We start from the raw sequence: 14,202 nt of genomic DNA, 5'->3' as shown, positions 1-14,202 counted from the left end.
TCAGATGGGATTGGGTGATCACCTGCGCCAGCAACTCGCGGCGAAAGCACTGAAACGGCAACTGGACCGCGTGTCCGACGACGGCGCCGCGCGCCGCGCGCCGCCTTCCGCCTCCCTCCACGCGACGGGCGATCCGCGCAGTTGGTTCGAGGCGATGCCGCAATACCAGCAGGTCAAGATCATCCGCGAGATGGGCGAGAAGCTGCGCGTCGAATCGCCGTTCTTCCGCGTGCACGAGGGCGTCGCCGGCGCGACGACGCACATCGGCGGCCGCGAATACCTGAACTACGCGAACTACAACTACCTGGGACTCGCGGGCGACCCCGTCGTGTCGGCGCGCGCGAAGGACGCGATCGACCGCTACGGCACGTCCGCGTCGGCGAGCCGGATGGTCGCGGGCGAGCGGCCCGTGCAGCGCGAGCTCGAACGCGGCCTCGCGTCGTTCTACGAGACCGACGACTGCGTCGTGTTCGTGAGCGGCCATGCGACGAACGTGACCGTGATCGGCTCGCTGTTCGGCCCGGGCGACCTCGTCGTGCACGACGCGCTCGCGCACAACAGCATCGTGCAGGGCGCGCAGTTGAGCGGCGCGAAGCGGCTGAGCTTCGCGCACAACGACTGGCGCGCGCTCGACGCGCTGCTCGCGCGCGTGCGGCGCGAATACCGGCACGTGCTCGTCGCGATCGAGGGGCTCTACAGCATGGACGGCGATTTGCCGGACCTCGCGCGCTTCGTCGAGATCAAGCGGCGCTATGGCGCGTTCCTGATGGTCGACGAGGCGCATTCGCTCGGCGTGCTCGGCGCGCACGGCAAGGGCATCCGCGAGCACTGCGGCGTGCCGTCGGCCGACGTCGATCTGTGGATGGGCACGCTGAGCAAGGTGCTCGCCGGGTGCGGCGGCTTCATCGCCGGCTGCCAGCCGCTCATCGACATCCTGCGCCATCTCGCGCCGGGCTTCCTGTACAGCGTCGGGCTGTCGCCCGTGCTCGCGGCCGCGTCGCTCGCCGCGCTCGAGCGCCTGCAGGCCGAGCCGCAGCGGATCGCGACGTTGCGCGAGCGCGGGCTGCAGTTCCTCACGCAGGCGCGCGAAGCCGGCCTCAACACGGGCACGAGCGAAGGCTACGCGGTCGTGCCCGTCATCACCGGCAGCTCGCTGAAGGCCGCGCAATGGGCGAATGCGCTCTTCGACGAAGGCATCAACGTGCAGCCGATCTTCTATCCGGCCGTCGAAGAGAAAGCCGCGCGACTGCGCTTTTTCATCTGCTCGACGCACGAGCCCGAGCAGATCGAGCGCACGATCGCGGCGCTCGTGCGGCTCGCGCGCTGAGCGCGGCGATGGAGATTCCGCCTGCCGACGGCGAGCGCCGCGCTTCGAGCGAAGCCGCGCCGCGCTCGTCGCCGTGGCGTTTCCGTGCGGCCGCGGCGAGCGACGCGCATGCGTGCGCGCCGCTCGTGTTCGAATCGGGCGTGCGCGAATTCGGCTACTTCCTCGGCGAGCCGCCCGCGCGATGCATCGCGTTTCTCGCATTCGCGTTCGCGTCCAAGCACGGGCGCTTTTCGTGGCGGCGCCATCGTGTCGCGGTCGGCGACGGCGGTGCGGTGAGCGCGGTGCTCGCCGCGCACGACGGGCGCGCGAGCGCGTTCGACGATCTGCACGTCGCATGGATGCTGCTGCGATTCTTCGGCCCGGCGCGCACGATCCGGATGCTCTTGCGCGGGCTCGTGCTCGAAAGCGAGCTGCCCGCGCCGAAGCGCTCGCAAACGCTGATCGCGCATTGCGCGACCGATGCGCGCGTGCGCGGCTGCGGCGCGTTCAGCGCGCTGTTTGAAGATGCGGTGCGCGGCGGTCTCTTTCGCGCGGAACCGGGCAGGGAAGTCGTGCTCGACGTGCTGACGAGCAACGTGCGCGCCCGCACGCTCTACGAGCGTCTCGGCTTCGTCGAGATGCCGCGCTCGCGGCCGAGGTCCGCGCGCCTGCCGGGCGAGCTCGCGTCGGTGCGGATGCGCTTCGGCGGTGCGGCGCGGCGAAGCGTCGCCTCAGGCGCGTGGCATGCGCTGAAGCCTGAATGAAGAAGCCAGTAACCGGCGGCAAGCGGCGGGTATGCGGCGCGCGGACTTCGCCGATCACTTCAGATTCCAGCAGCTCCCGTTGAAATACGCATCGACAGGCACGTTCTGCGCGGCCGTCGCCGCGTTGCAGAGATTGCCGCCCGTCGTGAAGCTCGCCGTGCCCTTCGTCGGAATCAGCTTCAGCGTGCGGCCGTTCCATGTCGGCCTGATCGCGCTGATCTTCACGTTGCCGGTCAGCATCACGACGGGCGCCGTGTGCACGTCGATCGTCGCGGCGCTCGCGACCGTCGCGGGCGCGGTATCGATGCCGAGGTTCGACGACACGACGCTGTCGCCCGTCGGCGCGCCGGAGATCGGCGTTCCCGAGCCGCTGAAGTCGTTGCCGCTGACGAGCCCGCCCGCGTTGTTGCCGGCAAGCACGATGCCGTGCTGCGGCGCCGCCTTGAAGAGCCCGCCGCAACTGCCGCCGAGTTCGGAATTGCGCACCGCGTACGCGCTCACGTTCGGGCCGTAGACGATGTTCGCCGCCGCGCCGCCGCCGCGGCCGTTGCCGCAGAAGCGGCTCGCGTCGAACGTGACGAACGTGCCCGCCTTGACGTTCGCGCCGTTCGACGCGCCGTTGTAGTTGCGCAGCCCGTTGAAATGGATCTCCGACACGAGCCCGCCGCCCGTGTTCCTGATCAGGATGTTGTCCGACTGCGCGGATGCGGTCCAGCACGCGCTGCATTCGAGCCCTTCGACGCGCGCGCTCGGCGCGCGCGTATCGATCTCCAGCGCGTTGACCGCGTTCGTGTCGCCGACGTACGTGTTGTTCAGGCTCGCCCATGCGACCCACTGATTCGCGCCGGGGGCGATCTGCGTGCCGATCTTCGTCATTTGCATGTCGGATTCGGTGACGAGTAGGCCGCCCGCATCGAGCACCTGCATCGCGGCGTCGCCGGGATGTGAAGGGTCGCCGATGACGGTCGTATTCGAGATGCGCGCGTCGACTGTTCCGCCGTACGTCGTGAGTGCACCGATCCGAATTCCTATGCTTCCCGCACTATGGATGCTGCTGATGATTGCCTGATCGACGAGGGCTTGATTGCCGTTCAGGTCGATGCCGATGAATGGTCCCTGGATATTGACATCTGCGATCACGGGGGCGTTCACGTTTCTAACCGCGATCGTCGCACCTCGCGTATTTTGACCTGATGCAGATGCGTTGATATAGAGATCACGGATCGCTGCGCCATTGCCGGCAAGCAAGATCATCGGGTCCAGGTTCACGACGCCCGCCGACAAGTTCGCGGTTTGCCCATGCGTGCCGGCGAGCGTAACGTTATCCAGCACGCTGACAGTACCTGTAATTACGCAATGTGTGTTCGACAACGGCAGATTCACGACGGCAGGGGCGACGCTCGCTGCATATGCGAGCGCATGGTTGAGCGCTGCTGTGTCATCGTTCGATCCGTTGCACAACATGCCAAAGTCGGCGCCGTTTACGATATCCGCCAGTTTTGCCGAAAATGCCCGGGGTATGCTGCCCGTGCCTTTCTGCTGAAAGTACATCTCGCCCGCCGCGTGGGGCGACGGCTGGTCGACCACGGCGTGCGCTCCGTAGGATGCCGGATTGTTCGGGAGCACCGGAGCCAAGGGGGCGGACTGTGCTTCCGCGAACGTGGGAGACATGCTGATCGACATCAGAATGATGAGAATAATTTTCATCACCATCTGCTCCTGAGACATGGATACAATCGCGGTGCCGAGAGATTGCGGCCGATAGCGGCATTTTATGATGATATGGCGGCTATATTTCGTCAGGTTGTCCGTGCGTGCTCCGGATCGGAACCTGGACACATGACAGTCGCTTTCGCATGAGCAGTACAACATACGGTCCATCGCTAAGTGGACGCAATGCGCTCGAAGGACGGAGCGCATTGGACAAATGACGCGCTTTTCTTTTGTGTCAGAATCCCGCTCTATTCAGTCAAGCACGCGCGGCAATAATTATGAGGATTTCCTGCGATGAAGGGGAAGAGTAAGGTATTTGCCGGCCGTGTCATTTTCGATCATGTGCAGAAGACGGCTGGGCAAGCAGTCAACGCATGGTTGAGCAAGATGCTTGGACCGGGATGTGTGACGCCGAACCTGATCGGAAGCCATCGGGACTTGATTCGGCGCTACGGTGGCGAGTACTCCGTCATTTCGGCGCATATCGATTTCCAGGGAACAGGGCTCGACCCGCGGTATCAATATTTGACATGCTTGCGGGAGCCAATCGATCGTGCGATTTCCTGGCTCTTCTTTTTGCTGAACAACCACGATGCAAACATGCTACCGGGCCTTTGGGAGCAGGCGGAGCGTTTCGTCGCGGGGCTGGGTGAGCCGTGCGACGATTTCTGCGCCGAGATCGAGCGCTCGTTTGATCCAAGCTTCATCAAAGATATCAGGAATCCGTACGTCGAACACTTCTCTGCCATAACCGGCACGATGTCGCGTACCGACGATGAGAAAATTGCTGCGGCGCTTTCGAGCGTCGAGCAATATGACGTGTATGGGTTTTATGAGGACTTGCCAGCTTTTTTGTCGGATGTTTCCACATTGATCGGTTTGCCCGCACCACGTCATATCGAAAAAGTCAACGCGACACGCGCGCGGCCGGGAATCGGGCAAATCACGCCGATGCAGCGCAAGCAACTCGAAATGTTGAATGCACTCGATATCGAGTTCTACAGCCTGTTGCGCTCACGTTGGCAGCGGGAGCGCGCGAACCGTACCGTTGTTGCCGCCCCCGACGTCGCACGTTGGCTGCCATATGAGCCTGCGACGAACCGCGCGTTTTCGACACCTGAATTCTCGCTGGTGTCGGCGACGCTCGAAGGCGGCGATACATACTTGCATGGACAGATCATGCGTTTTAATGTCGTGTTCTCAATCAACATCGATGTCGCCGAACTGGGAGTCGGAATTGAGATCACGGACGGAGACGGGCGAATCGCTTTCGGTTGCAGCAATTCATTTTTGAAACGGCCACTTGTGGATTTGAAACGCGGAACATACTGTGCGCGTTATTACCTCGGTGCAGATCTTCCAGAAGGACAGTACGTAGCCGGCTTCGCATTCTGCGACAATCGCGATAGGCGTAACAATGAACTGGCATATCATAAGAAGCTCATTTCATTCAATGTCGTGATGCCGCGCGTGATGCCGAGTGTCGGTTATATGAGCTTGCCGGCGGATTTCGATTGTCATCGGACAGGTGACGCGGTGTCGGCAGAGATCCACGATGCCGCGGGCTGCTTATATTCTGATGCAGTGGCAGATCAGTTGGCAGCCGGCGAAACATTTGAACTGCCCGTGCAGTTGACGAACGCGTCGACGCAAACCTGGGTCAGCTCGATGCTCAATCCGATTTATCTTTCGTATCGCTGGTTCGACTATGCCGGTTGCGTTGTTGCGTCCGATCCAAAGCGGATGCCGCTGCCCGTGAGTTTTGTCGCGCCGGGCGAGACATTGACCCTGCCGATGAGTGTTGCCGTACCGGACGTTCGGGGCCGCTATCGGCTCGTCGCGACACTGATGTTCGATGATAAAGGCTGGTTCGACGAATATGGATTTACTCCACTGTCCCTCGAACTCACAGTGACGGACGCAAATGCCCCAAGGATTTATCGAGGCGCGGATGTTCGTTTGCACACACAGGTCGGTCATCGTCAAATGGGTGCAATGACGAGCAGCGGACAGGAGGGGTTTCTTCTGTTTGGCCCTTACGTGTCGCTCCCGGCGGGCTATTACGTCGTGAGTATCGAGGGTTGCTGCGAATTCCCGGCCGGCAGTTGGATGGATATCGTGTGTGATCGTGGTACGCACGTGCTGATGCGCCATGACGTGATGCCTGGCGAGAAGGGCGGTTCAATTGCTCACTTTGACTTCGAGCTTGCGTCCTCGGCGAATGACTTGGAAATTCGCGTTTGGGTATCCGCAAGCGCGAAAGTGCGCATCGATATGCTAAGGATCGAGCGACTTATGGGGCAGCATGAGGCGGATCTCATGACAGCAGTCGGTTGACATTTCCCCAATCCGCTAGTGCTCGTGCTGCGAGCGAGCCGAGTTCCTCGCGCTTTGACGCGCGTGCCTGAAATCGCGCACCCGCACGAACGTCACGTAGTTCGAATCGTGCTGGCTGTGCGCGCCGCCTTCGCCGTCGTCGAACGCCATGCGCACGACCGCGATGATGTCGTCGCCGTCGAATTGCCAATCCGCGTACTGGAAGCCGTGCCGTTGCGAATCCGCGCTTTGCAGCAGCGTGCGTTCGACGCTCCAGTGGCGCAGGTCGGGCGACGACGTCAGCGCGAGCGTGTTTCTCACGCGCTCCAGATTCGCGCTGCCGTCGGCGTTCGGCACTGCGTTCGCGAGCGACCAGTAGCGGCCCGAGCGGGCGTCGAAGCGGATCGTGAACTTCTTGCCGCCGCCGGGAAAGTCGATGAAATCGTGTGCCGGATCGAACGACAGCGACCGGCCGTCCGCCAGCATGTGAACGAGCGCGACCTTTTCCGGCCCGTGCTTCGTGTTCACGCGCAGCACGACGGCCGGCTCGCGAGCGTCCGTCGCCACGACGCTGCCTTCTTCCCACGTCAGGAAATTGTTGTCGAGCCACGCATGGTCGGACGGCAGCGGCTTCGTCGCGCGCCAGTTGCGCGTGTCGAGCAGATCGCCGTCGACGGGCGCGGACATCACGAGCGAGCGCAGGTCGCCGCCTTCGATCACTTCGAACGCGCGCCACACGCGGCCGCGCTCGACGAGCACCGGCACGGGCGCCGTGATGTAGCGGCCGCTCACGTCGAAGCGGCCGGTCAGCGCGTCGTTGGGCGTCGTCCACGTCGCGCCGCCGTCGGTCGAGCGGCGGATCACCGGCGTGCCCATCGAGCGATCGGTGCCCATCAGGTAGAGCGCGCCGTCGACGACGAAGAGCGACGACCAGTATTGGCCGGTCACGACGCTCAGCTTTTCCCAGGTCTGCCCCTTGTCGTGCGACGCGAACACGCGCACTTCGTCGGGCAGCGCGGCCGGGCCGAACATGTCGTGCGACGCGACGTAGGTGCCGTCAGGCAGGATCGCGAGCGACGGCGAGCCGAGGAACACGCGCGTCGCCGCCGCGCTGTGCGCGACGATATTGCCGGGCGGCGCGGCGGGCGGCACTTGCGCGGCCGACGATGCAACGACACACGCGCAGAACAGGCAGGCCAGCCTCCAGCGGGTTGTCATCATCGATATTCTCCTTTGCGTAGCGGCGCGTGTGCGCGGCAAAGGCTAAGGTCCCGATGCGCCGGCCGCGCTCAGCCAGCCGGTACCGGTACCAGGCCGTTCACGGCGCTCGGGCAAGCGCTCGGCGTGCCCGGCGACGACGACGAACATCAGCAGCGTGAGCCATAGCATGCCGTATAGCGCGTGAAACTTGAAGAGGAGGAGCGGCAGCAGATACAGCAGCAGGCGCCGGCGGCCGCGCCGCCGGAACAGCATGAACAACGTGCCGAAGAACGCGGCAACGCCGGCGATGCCGGTCGCGAACAGCAGATACACGTAGAACGAACTGTCGCGCACCTGGTAGCCGCGCAAGTGCGTCTTGCCGACGTTGTTCCGTTCGTCCCAGAAGAGGCCGCTGCCGAACACGCCTGTGAGCGCGTCCCGCTCGCGCAGCTCGCGCAGCACGAGCGTGCGGCTGCCCACTGCGTCGTAGTCGGCGGATTGATTCACGCGCTTGTCGTACACGCCGTACATCGCCGGCGCGATCGCGAGCGCGACCGCGGCGATCACGAGCTTGATCCGGATCGACGTGCGTCCCGCGAGGAAGTGCACGCCGCCGAGCAGCGCGCAGATGACGATCGCCGCGATCGAGAACGACAGCAGCGCGGTTGCGAACGCGACGATCGCAGCCGCCGTCGCGCGCCGCTTCGCGAGCAGCAGGACGGCGCCCGCGGGCACGACTGTCATTGCGTAGAACGACGGTTCCGAATACAGGCCGAGCGCACGGATCGAGATGAGACTGTCGCTCAGCGCCTTCGTCGCATAGAGCGCTTCCGAATCGCTCTCGCGGATGTAGCTGTCGAAATCGATGAAATGGCCGAAGGCGAGGTAGAAGCCGAGCTGCACGACGAAGAACGCCGCGTGCATGTAGATCAGCGTTTCGCACGTCCGCTCGAGCGAGCGCATCGACAGCACGCCGCTTGCGAACATCCAGAATGCGAGCGCGACGTAGGTTTCGATCAGCACGAACTTGACGAAGAAGTTCGCGTAGAAATCGCCGAACGCCGACACGATGAATGCGATGCTCACGCAAAGCGTCCAGTATGCGGCGATCGCGGGCAGACGTTGCTGGCGCGCGAACAGCGTCGGCGCGCGCAACAGCGCGAGGAGGGCGAGCAGCGCGTAGGCCGCGAAGGTCGCGCGCACGCTGAACGCGTTCAGCGAGAAGAAGCAGGCGCTGGCGGCGAAGAGCAGGGTGGGAACGCTCGCGCGTCGCATGAAGACTCCGTGGTTCGTCGGTCGTGCGCGGTGGCGTTTCAACGCGACGCCGCCGCATGTGCCTATCCGCCCGGCGTGGTGCCTGGAAGTATAGCGACGCGTGTGTCGTCGCATGGGGGCGTGTCCGATTCGGGCGGGATTTTGGCGGTTGGCGACTTGCTGTGGCGGCAACCGACGCTCACCACGGGAATGAGCGGCACAGGAACGGCGAATACAGTTCGATTGCAGCCTGAATCGGCGCGTGCCGGCCATAGGCGATCGCCAGCACCGCGAGCAGCGACGCGCAAGCGTAAGGCCACAGGCGTCGCGACATCACGGGCGCGGCTTTCCAGCGCACGAACGACAGCGTGACGAGTGTGCCGAGCGCCCAGCCGGCGATGACCTCGGACACCGTATGCGCTTCATCGAACACGCGCGCGGTGCCGATCAGCGCGGCGAGCGCGAGGCCCGCCGCCAACGCCGCGTTCGAGCGCAGCCATGGCAGGCCGAGCAGCAGCGCCATCGGCCACACCGCCGATGCGAGCATCGTGTGCCCGCTGACGACGCGAAAGTCGATCGCGCGAATCTGCACGCCGCAACCCGCGTAGAGAATCTTCGTCAACCCGACGACGAGCATGCCGGCCGCGAGCAGCGCGAGCCACGCCACCGCATAGCGCCGCTCGGGCGACGAGTGGACGAGCCATGCGCAGCAGGCGGCGCAAAGAGGAAGGGTCAAGGCGGCATCGCCGAGATCGCTGATGGCAGGCCACATCGCTTGTATTCACCTGAGAAAAACGCCGTATTGTAAGGCGGCAGTGCGAATGATCGCAGTTTCGCGGCGCGCGAGTGCGCCATTGCGTCATTTGTCCGATCGGGGCGAATCGCGCTAATTCGCGCATATCCCGTATCGCCACGTGAAAATGGGAAATTTCCGAAGCGCGGCGATCGCGCATTGTGCATGGTGCGATATAGACGTCGGTCAACCATTATCGAAAGACGTTAGATCGATATCGGAAAAATATGCAATATCCGAATCGCGCTTCGGTAATATAAGTTCAATTCCAAATGTAAAAAGACATGCGGGTCGGCGGCGAATTCGATAAAGTCGTCGCGGCAGCGACGCGCGCTTCGACGGTCCCGGCGCGCGACGCCTTCCTATTCCTCTGAAGAGACACGGCTGCGCAGCGCGCCGGCGCAAGGTCGCGCGATGCCGATGCGGCGGATTCCGCCATTCCGATTCGCATGCCGAATGCGCTCGCGGGCAGGTGCAATGGGGCAACCGACGCATCTGTCCTTATCCGCCGTCCTTATCGGACGCGCCACCCGCCAGCGGTGATTCGGTAGCCGAAAGGTCGTCCGAATTCGACAAGCCCATGCGTGCTTTTGGGTGCAACGCGTGCACCAATTCGAATTGGTGCGTCGGATAAATGATGGAATCGATGTCCTGCTTCAATCCGACAACATGGCGTCGTAATCGGACAGAAAGATTGTTGCAGCGATTTGAAGGAATATGATGCGCCGCAGAATAGACATTGCTGAATGAGTGAAAGGGCCGGCGGCATGGAATGCGCGTTCAACATTGGTCGGATGGGAGCACACGTGAGTCGTGGTGCAGCTTTCGGAGGCGTGTGCTACCGAAAAGGGATCGCTGTCGTCTTGTTTGAAGGCTTTTCGTTGATGCAGGCCGGACGCATGGCGGAGATCTTCAATCTTGCCAATCGCTTCCGGCACGCGGGCGAGGATTCCGGCGGCGGCTACGAGATGCTCCTGTTGTCGGCGAAGGGCGGCGCGGTGTATTCGTCGTCCGGCATTCCCGTCTGGACCCAGCCGCTGCACGAGCGCGTGGTGGAGAGCGTGCATGCGATCTTTGCGATAGGCGAGCTGGGCGCGTCCGATCGTGACGACGAGAAGGTGTCCGAATGGTTGCGCTGCGCACGCGCCCATGTTCGCGCCTCGGGCGGCACGAGGCGCCTGATGGGGCTCGCGGCGCTCGACGGCGGCGATGCGGCGGCGGACGACCTGTCGATCGACGCGATGCTCTCGGGCGCCGCATCCGCCGAGAAGGTTCGCCCGACGGCGGCGGAGCGTGCGGCGTTCTCGGCCGCGCTGGCGATCATCCGGCACGATTGCGGTGACAGCGCCGCACACGAGGTTGCCGAACGTTTGTGCCCGGCGCTGAGCGCACTGCCCGCCGAATCGACATTCGCCGCGCGCGAGGCGCGGGCGAGCAAGCTGATTCGCGCTTCGGTCCAGCAACTGCGCGAGAACAGCGCCAACCGGATTTCGATCGCCGATACCGCGCATGCGGCGGCGATGAGCGAGCGCAATTTCCTGCGCCGCTTCAAGCAGGAAATCGGCGTGACGCCGTCCGAATTCGTACAGAAAGTCCGGCTCGAGCATGCGTGCCACATGCTCGTGCATACCGATCTGCCGGTCGACAAGATTGCGCGGCGCACAGGTCTCGGCAGCGGTGACCGCCTCGCGAAGCTGTTTCGCCAGCATCTGTCGATGTCGCCGACCGAGTACCGCGCGGTCGAGCGCAGCCGAGGCTCGGACGCGGATCTCGCGTGCGGCGGCTTCGTTTCGCGGCTGAGCGGATCGATTTCATGACAAGCGGCGCGCCGCGTCCGTCGTTTCACCCTTAACTGCCGTTTAGCCACGCCCGCGTGCGAAGCCGTGGGCGCCGTTCGATCGTCGTTGAGCGACGACGGTCGAACATCAGCCGATTCGGACTCCGATGCATAGATGAGGTGGAGAGAGAAGAAGCCGAACGCGTGAAGTGTGTCCGGCATGAATGTAGAAGTGCGAAGCAAATTATTGACGAATCGCAATCGAGGTTCACTTATGCCAGCGATATTTCCCAGAGTCGTCGACATTGCGGTGATCGTGTTCGGCGCGTTCCTTCCGATTCTGATCGAGGCATCGGGCGGCCCGCATGCCGAGATCTTCGACGGCACGCTGGTGGCGTTCGCCGCCGCGCTGTCGTTGTCGGTCTTCCCCGCGTGCGGAATCTACGAGACGTCCAGGCGGCGCTCGCCCGTGCACCTGATCAGCCGCACCGCGCTTGCGTGGCTCGTCGTGCAGGGCGGCACCGTCGTGCTGCTGTACGTGCTGCATCGCGCGCAGATCCTGTCGAGCGCGTGGTTCGTCTACTGGACCGTGACGACCGGCATCGGGCTCTTGATCTTCCGTGCTGTCACGCTCGCGATCTTCGGCCTCGTCGAGCGCGCGAGCCGGCAAGTGAAGGCCGCGACGCTCGATCAGGTGGGCCATGTCGCGCAACGCATGCGCACGTCGGGCATCGCGAAGCGGATCGTCAAGCGCGCGTTCGACGTTGCCGCCGCGTCGTGCCTGATCGCCGTGCTGTCGCCCGCGCTCGCCGTCATCGCGTTCCTCGTGAGGCGCGACGGCGGGCCGGCCGTGTTCGGACACGTGCGCATCGGCCGCGACGGCCGCCCGTTCAAATGCCTGAAGTTCCGCTCGATGGTGATGAACGCCGATGCCGTGCTGAAGGCGCTGCTCGAGCGCGATCCGCAGGCGCGCGCGGAATGGGAGCGCGAATTCAAGTTGAAGAACGACGTGCGGATCACGCCGATCGGCCGCTTCCTGCGTCGAAGCAGTCTCGACGAGCTGCCGCAGTTGATGAACGTCGTGAGGGGCGAGATGAGCCTCGTCGGGCCGCGGCCGATCGTCGAGGCGGAACTCGCGCGCTACGGCGACGACGTTCGCTACTACCTCGCCGCGAAGCCCGGCATGACCGGCCTGTGGCAAGTGAGCGGCCGCAACGACACCAGTTACGCGACACGGGTTTCGCTCGACGTGTCGTACGTGAAGGATTGGTCGCTTCGTCGCGATCTGACCATCCTGTTGAAGACGGTCAACGTCGTCCTGCGCGGATCGGGCGCGTATTGAGCGCCCCCGCACGTCGGTCGGCGGCCGGAACAGGCCAGAATTAGAAAATGGATAGAGGTGTAGATGGGTAGTCTGGGGGAAGCAGGCGGCGTCGTGCCGCCGAAACGCACGTGCGGCGCGCGCGTGCGTTGGTTGACGATGTGGGTGCCGATGTGCGCGGCATTCGCGACATTGAGCGCGTGCGGCGTCGCGCCCGGCATGCGGATGAAGCAGCCGGCGAACGTGCCGGTGTCGAGCGCGGTAGCGGGCGCGGCGGCCGAAGCCGGCCGCGAGTCGCGCGGCGAGCAGTTGCCGGTTCCGATCACGGACATCGACCTGAATCTGATCCGGACGCAGCGCGACGCGCAGCGGATGCCGCGCCGTGCGTCCGATTCCGGATTGCCGGCGTCTGCCTATACGGTCGGGCGCGGCGACGTGCTGCAGATCACGGTCTGGGATCATCCCGAACTCGCGGCGGCGCTCGGCACGCAGCAGCAGACGGCGGCGCGCGCGGCCGATGCGCCGGCGGGCTTCGTCGTCGATCAGGACGGCACGCTCCAGTATCCGTATGTCGGGCGCATCGCGGTCGCGGGCCTGAAGCCCGAGCAGGTTCAGGCGCGGCTCGCGCGCAAGCTCGCGGAGACGTTCCGCGATCCGCAGGTGACGGTGCGCATCGCGTCGTTCCGCGCGAAGCAGGTCTATATCGAGGGCGAAGTGCATACGCCCGGCTCGCAGGCGCTCAACGACATTCCGATGACGCTGTACGACGCGGTGAGTCGCGCGGGCGGCTTCTCGGCGAGCGCGGACCAGAGCCGCGTGACGCTCGTGCGCGACGGCGCCGAGCAGCGGATCGATCTGTCGGGCGCGGCACAAGGGATCAGTCCGTCGCGGATCGTGCTCAAGGACGGCGACCTGCTGCGCATCCCGCCGCGCGACGAAAGCGGCGTGTTCGTGATGGGCGAGGTCAACAAGCCCGTCACCGCGCTGCCGATGCGCAACGGCCGCCTGACGCTGAGCGATGCGCTGTCGCAGGCGGGCAGCCTGAACGCGGCGACGGCCGACGCCGCGCAACTGTACGTGATCCGCGGCTCGCTCGACGCGAAGCCGCACGTCTATCGGCTCGACGCGAGCTCGCCCGTCGCGATGGTGCTCGCGAACCAGTTCGAGCTGGAGCCGAAGGACATCGTCTATGTCGACGGCAACGGGCTCGTGCGGTTCAGCCGCGTGCTCAGCCTGTTGCTGCCGGCCGTCAATGCCGGCCTGACCGCGGCGGTCGTGACCAAATGATCGACTCGATTCTCGTCGTCTGCGAGGGCAATCTCTGCCGCAGCCCGATGGCGGCCGCGCTTTTCGAGGCGGCGCTGCCGGGACGCGCGGTGGCGTCGGCGGGCTTCAACGCGCTCGTCGGGCTGCCGGCCGCGCCGTTCGCGCAGGACGTGATGCGCGAGCGCGGCATCGATCTGTCCGCGCATCGCGCGCAGCAGCTCGGGCGCGCGCAGTGCGCGTCGGCGGGCCTGATTCTCGTGATGGACCGCGCTCAGCGGCGGCTCGTCGAGGAACGGTATCCGCTCGCGCGCGGCAAGGTGTTCCGCATCGGCGAGCACGAGAATTTCGACGTCCACGATCCCTATCGCCAACCGCGCTTCGTATTCGAGCGGTCCGCGCGGCTCCTCGAGCTCGGCGTGAACGGCTGGCTGTCGCGGCTGCGGCTCGTGTGAGCGCGCGCGACACGTAGAACCGAATCTCCAAGACCCCCAA

The 14,202-nt window shown here is 64.6% G+C and carries 11 protein-coding genes; 7 read left to right on the top strand and 4 right to left on the bottom strand.

Going from position 1 to position 14,202, the window contains the following annotated elements:
* Positions 1–4: 4 nt before the first annotated feature.
* Both WS92_RS25335 and WS92_RS25330 read left to right on the top strand, forming a co-directional pair.
* Positions 5–1,327, top strand: coding sequence for an aminotransferase class I/II-fold pyridoxal phosphate-dependent enzyme (locus WS92_RS25335; RefSeq protein WP_059930931.1), 1,323 nt, complete (start codon positions 5–7; stop codon positions 1,325–1,327).
* An 8-nt stretch (positions 1,328–1,335) separates the two neighbouring features.
* On the top strand, positions 1,336–2,070 hold the full coding sequence (locus WS92_RS25330) for a GNAT family N-acetyltransferase (protein ID WP_059930929.1): 735 nt from the start codon (positions 1,336–1,338) through the stop codon (positions 2,068–2,070).
* A 54-nt stretch (positions 2,071–2,124) separates the two neighbouring features.
* Here WS92_RS25330 and WS92_RS25325 read toward each other — a convergent pair whose 3' ends face one another.
* Positions 2,125–3,777 (bottom strand): hypothetical protein, encoded by a 1,653-nt coding sequence (locus WS92_RS25325; RefSeq protein ID WP_059931130.1) that lies wholly within the window; start codon positions 3,775–3,777, stop codon positions 2,125–2,127.
* Positions 3,778–4,077: 300 nt separating this feature from the next.
* On the opposite strand from WS92_RS25325, the gene WS92_RS25320 reads away from it, so the two are divergent.
* On the top strand, positions 4,078–6,120 hold the full coding sequence (locus tag WS92_RS25320) for a hypothetical protein (RefSeq protein ID WP_059930927.1): 2,043 nt from the start codon (positions 4,078–4,080) through the stop codon (positions 6,118–6,120).
* 15 nt (positions 6,121–6,135) lie between these two features.
* Here WS92_RS25320 and WS92_RS25315 read toward each other — a convergent pair whose 3' ends face one another.
* The 3 genes from WS92_RS25315 to WS92_RS25305 form a co-directional block, all read right to left on the bottom strand.
* Positions 6,136–7,317 (bottom strand): sialidase family protein, encoded by a 1,182-nt coding sequence (locus WS92_RS25315; RefSeq protein ID WP_043282309.1) that lies wholly within the window; start codon positions 7,315–7,317, stop codon positions 6,136–6,138.
* A 45-nt stretch (positions 7,318–7,362) separates the two neighbouring features.
* Positions 7,363–8,574, bottom strand: a complete 1,212-nt coding sequence (locus tag WS92_RS25310; protein ID WP_059930925.1) for a hypothetical protein — start codon at positions 8,572–8,574, stop codon at positions 7,363–7,365.
* 178 nt (positions 8,575–8,752) lie between these two features.
* The gene (locus WS92_RS25305) at positions 8,753–9,325 is read right to left on the bottom strand and encodes a phosphatase PAP2 family protein (RefSeq protein ID WP_059930923.1); all 573 of its coding nucleotides are present in this window, start codon (positions 9,323–9,325) and stop codon (positions 8,753–8,755) included.
* Between the two features lie 905 nt (positions 9,326–10,230).
* Between WS92_RS25305 and WS92_RS25295 the strand changes: the two genes are divergently transcribed.
* From WS92_RS25295 to WS92_RS25280, 4 genes are all read left to right on the top strand, one after another.
* Positions 10,231–11,163 carry a helix-turn-helix domain-containing protein gene (locus tag WS92_RS25295; RefSeq protein WP_059930921.1) on the top strand — a complete coding sequence of 311 codons (933 nt, stop codon included), beginning with the start codon at positions 10,231–10,233 and terminating at the stop codon, positions 11,161–11,163.
* Positions 11,164–11,397: 234 nt separating this feature from the next.
* A complete protein-coding gene (locus WS92_RS25290; RefSeq protein ID WP_009913452.1) occupies positions 11,398–12,465 on the top strand; it encodes a sugar transferase in 1,068 nt (355 codons plus the stop codon).
* 63 nt (positions 12,466–12,528) lie between these two features.
* Positions 12,529–13,731 carry a polysaccharide biosynthesis/export family protein gene (locus WS92_RS25285; protein ID WP_009913450.1) on the top strand — a complete coding sequence of 401 codons (1,203 nt, stop codon included), beginning with the start codon at positions 12,529–12,531 and terminating at the stop codon, positions 13,729–13,731.
* A complete protein-coding gene (locus WS92_RS25280) occupies positions 13,728–14,162 on the top strand; it encodes a low molecular weight protein-tyrosine-phosphatase (protein ID WP_059930919.1) in 435 nt (144 codons plus the stop codon). The genes WS92_RS25285 and WS92_RS25280 overlap by 4 nt, the downstream gene beginning before the upstream one ends.
* Positions 14,163–14,202: the final 40 nt, after the last annotated feature.

The organism is Burkholderia sp. MSMB1588, from assembly GCF_001546925.1.
In the GTDB taxonomy this organism is placed as follows: Bacteria; Pseudomonadota; Gammaproteobacteria; order Burkholderiales; family Burkholderiaceae; genus Burkholderia; species Burkholderia humptydooensis.
The sequence above is the reverse complement of the archived record's forward strand: the minus strand, read 5'-3'. Positions and strand labels throughout refer to the sequence as shown.

Excerpts from the sequence above, each read along its gene's own strand:
- WS92_RS25280 (WP_059930919.1), top strand. The coding sequence starts at position 13,728 with ATGATCGACTCGATTCTCGTCGTCTGCGAGGGCAATCTCTGCCGCAGC.
- WS92_RS25295 (WP_059930921.1), top strand. The coding sequence starts at position 10,231 with ATGCAGGCCGGACGCATGGCGGAGATCTTCAATCTTGCCAATCGCTTC.
- WS92_RS25310 (WP_059930925.1), bottom strand. The coding sequence starts at position 8,574 with ATGCGACGCGCGAGCGTTCCCACCCTGCTCTTCGCCGCCAGCGCCTGC.
- WS92_RS25325 (WP_059931130.1), bottom strand. The coding sequence starts at position 3,777 with ATGAAAATTATTCTCATCATTCTGATGTCGATCAGCATGTCTCCCACG.
- WS92_RS25290 (WP_009913452.1), top strand. The coding sequence starts at position 11,398 with ATGCCAGCGATATTTCCCAGAGTCGTCGACATTGCGGTGATCGTGTTC.
- WS92_RS25330 (WP_059930929.1), top strand. The coding sequence starts at position 1,336 with ATGGAGATTCCGCCTGCCGACGGCGAGCGCCGCGCTTCGAGCGAAGCC.
- WS92_RS25285 (WP_009913450.1), top strand. The coding sequence starts at position 12,529 with ATGGGTAGTCTGGGGGAAGCAGGCGGCGTCGTGCCGCCGAAACGCACG.
- WS92_RS25320 (WP_059930927.1), top strand. The coding sequence starts at position 4,078 with ATGAAGGGGAAGAGTAAGGTATTTGCCGGCCGTGTCATTTTCGATCAT.
- WS92_RS25305 (WP_059930923.1), bottom strand. The coding sequence starts at position 9,325 with ATGTGGCCTGCCATCAGCGATCTCGGCGATGCCGCCTTGACCCTTCCT.
- WS92_RS25335 (WP_059930931.1), top strand. The coding sequence starts at position 5 with ATGGGATTGGGTGATCACCTGCGCCAGCAACTCGCGGCGAAAGCACTG.
- WS92_RS25315 (WP_043282309.1), bottom strand. The coding sequence starts at position 7,317 with ATGACAACCCGCTGGAGGCTGGCCTGCCTGTTCTGCGCGTGTGTCGTT.